Genomic DNA, 2875 nt, shown 5'->3' with positions numbered 1-2875 from the left:
ATCCTAGTAATACCGTACCTGCAATCCCCCCCGCTAGCAGGCGCCGGGGGCGCCTTTTTCGCGTCTAGGCCGCTATTTTTCCAGCAGGGTCGCGCGGGCCATCGCATAGGCCAGCAGCGCGGGCAGGTGATCGGCGCGCCGCCTTTCCTCAGCCGTAAAGGGGCCGGCATAGGGCCGCCGCACACCTGCGCTGCCTTCCTGCGCCGGGTGGATGCTGAGCGCATCTTCTGCACCTGCGCCCATGTCTGCAAAGGCATCCCCCCACGCGCGCCTTACGTCAAAGCCCATCTCATACGCCGCAGGCAGGCCGTACAGTTGCCGCGCTATTTCCTCGGCGGCCCGCAGTTCTTCAGCCCACTGCGCCCGCTCTGTATTGATGTTTTTTAGCGTCTGGGCCGCCTTTTCTGAAAGTTCTTCTAGCAGGTTATCCACCTGCTCCCGGTGCTGGGTTATCCGGTCTATCTGCCCCCGCAGCGCCGCTTTTTGCTCTGCCCGCACCCGCTCGCTTTCCAGCTCTTGCACCTGCGCCGCCTGCGCCTGCGCCTCAGCCTCAGCCGCTTCCAGGGCGCGCCGGGCCGCGTCTGCCCGGTATTGACCCTCTACGACCTCATCGGCGGGCGCGGCCGCTTCCAGGCGCAGCGCATCGGCGCTTTTTTGCGCTGTTTCAGCCGCGCCCCGCAGTTGATCGGCGCGGCGGCGCTGATCTTCCAGCAGGCGCCGGGCAGCGGTTAGGGGGTCAGTATTTTTCGGGGGGGTCATGCCGTCTATTTTCTCATATCCGGCCGCTTTTTTCCCGTCTGCTACGCTCTTTTTAGCGGCCCGCAGGGGGCGCAGGGGGTACCCATGAATGATGACTTTTTGCCCGCTCTTTTGGCGCTTCTCGCTGAGCTGGAAGCGGCCGCGCCTGACCCGGCCGCGCTTCTCGCTGAGCTGAAAGCGGCGCCCCCTGACCCGGGCGCGCTCCTCGCTGAGCTGGAAGCGGCCGGGCGTGACAGTTAGGGGCGCAGGCGTGTCACTTTGGGCTATACGCCAGGGTGACAATTTAGGGTGACAGTTTTGGGCCGTTTTTGCGTCACTTTAGGGTCAGTTTTGGCATTTTGTTACAGCCGGAGCCGTCACTCTAAGACCCTATCGTTACAACTTGTCACCCTTTCAGCAGCAGGGCAGGCAGCAGGGCGGCCCGGATGACAGCCGGGGCCAATTGGGGCCGCGCGGGGCCACTTTGGGCCGGGCAGGTGATCGGCGCAGGGCGGCCAGCAGCGGCGCGGCGGGCCGCTTTTCCATCTGCTAGGGCATCGGCGGGCAGGGTAGGCGGGCAGGTGATCGGCGCAGGCGCAGCGGGGCCGGGCAGGCGCAGCGGGGCCGGGCAGGGTTGCCGGGCAGGCGGCGCAGGTGATCGGCGGGGCCGGGCAGGGTAGGCCGGGCGGCGCGGGCCGGTAGGGGGCGGCGCAGGGCCGCGCGGCGCATTCGCACCGCTTTTTTATTGTGTGGGACGGGTTTTTGTTTTTTGAGGCGGGCCGCTTCCAGGGCGCCGGCCACAGGGGTAAACGCGCCCGGCCCGGCGCGGCATTGGGGCCGGGCGGGCAGGGCAGGCGGTAACACGTAGGTCATTAGGGGGGGGCGTGGTTCTCTCTTTTTTTTCCTTTCAAGCGGCCCTCAGTCCGCAGGTGTGTGGGGCGCGTATACTTAGCTTCGGTTTTTAAGTCTTTTGTTTTTCTGGGGCCTTGTGCGGCCCCGGTTCAGCCCGCGCCCGCTGGGAAGCTCTTTCCAGCGGGCGCGGGCTATATCGGCGGTGGGGGCCGAGTTTCACGGGGCGCCAGCAGGGCGCAGCGCAGCGCAGGCCGGGGCCGGACAGCACGGGCCGGGCGGGCCGGGCGCAGGGGCCGCAGGGCCGCAGGACGGGCAGCGCGGGCAGCTTCCAGGGCGGCGGCGCAGGCGGCGCGGCGGGCAGCTTCCAGGGCGGCGCAGGCAGCGCGGGCCGCTTCCAGGGCGGCGCGGGCAGCTTCCAGGCGGTAGCGCAGGCTCACCAGGGCGCTTCTAGGGGCCGCGCGGCGCAGGTTGAGAGTAAATACCCGGCGCGGTAGGCGGCGGCGGCCCTCAGCAGCCCACAGGGCGCGCCGGGCGGCCAGATAACGCCGGGCGGCCCCCTCAGCATCGGCCGGGCAGCGGTGATGCTCAGACCGGCAGGCTAGGGCGTCTGCCGGCTTACTGACATAGGCCAGCAGGCGGTGCAGGTTGCCGGCGCCGCGCTCTACAGGTCGCCACCAGATGCCCGCCCATCCCGCGGCCGGGGTGATGATGTGCGCGTGTAGGCCGGTGCTGGGCGCAGTTTCCAGTACGACCAGGGCCGGCGCGCCGTTCAGCAGGCGCAGCGCGGCCGCGCGGGCGTTCTGGCAGGCGGCGGGGTCATACAGGTTGCCCGGCATCGGCATCACCAGATGCGCCAGGGGGGCCGCGCCCGCGGCGCGCCGTATTTGCCGCGCGCGCTCTTTCAGGCGGGCAGCGCCGGCCGCGCGGCGGCGGGCGGTGTCAGTCACGGCATCAGGCACCAGGCGCAGCGCAGCGCGGGCAGGGTAGGCAGACCGCCACGCTTCCAGCGCGTCTAGGCCGCTGAAAGCGTCTGCATACGTCCCGCAGGGGGCGCCGTGGTGGGGTCTGGATTTCTCAGGCATAGCCGCGCCTCATGGCAGGCTAGCAAAAAAACATCCCCCCTGCGCGGCTATGCATCGGGGAGAGTACGGTAAATATATCCTAGTAATACCGTACCTGCAATCCCCCCCGCTAGCAGGCGCCGGGGGCGCCTTTTTCGCGTCTAGGCCGCTATTTTTCCAGCAGGGTCGCGCGGGCCATCGCATAGGCCAGCAGCGCGGGCAGG

Annotated in this window: 3 protein-coding genes; all 3 read right to left on the bottom strand. The window is 68.8% G+C overall.

From position 1 onward, the window contains the following. Window positions 1-72: 72 nt before the first annotated feature. Window positions 73-759, bottom strand: coding sequence for a hypothetical protein (locus OCI36_RS13260; protein ID WP_261665546.1), 687 nt, complete (start codon window positions 757-759; stop codon window positions 73-75). 528 nt (window positions 760-1287) lie between these two features. Further along, a complete protein-coding gene (locus tag OCI36_RS13255; protein WP_261665545.1) occupies window positions 1288-1611 on the bottom strand; it encodes a hypothetical protein in 324 nt (107 codons plus the stop codon). 170 nt (window positions 1612-1781) lie between these two features. Continuing rightward, complete coding sequence (locus tag OCI36_RS13250) at window positions 1782-2672, bottom strand: hypothetical protein (protein WP_261665544.1); 891 nt, start codon at window positions 2670-2672, stop codon at window positions 1782-1784. Window positions 2673-2875: the final 203 nt, after the last annotated feature.

Source organism: Deinococcus sp. Marseille-Q6407, from assembly GCF_946848805.1.
In the GTDB taxonomy this organism is placed as follows: domain Bacteria; phylum Deinococcota; class Deinococci; order Deinococcales; family Deinococcaceae; genus Deinococcus.
This window is presented reverse-complemented; position numbering and strand designations above follow the sequence as displayed.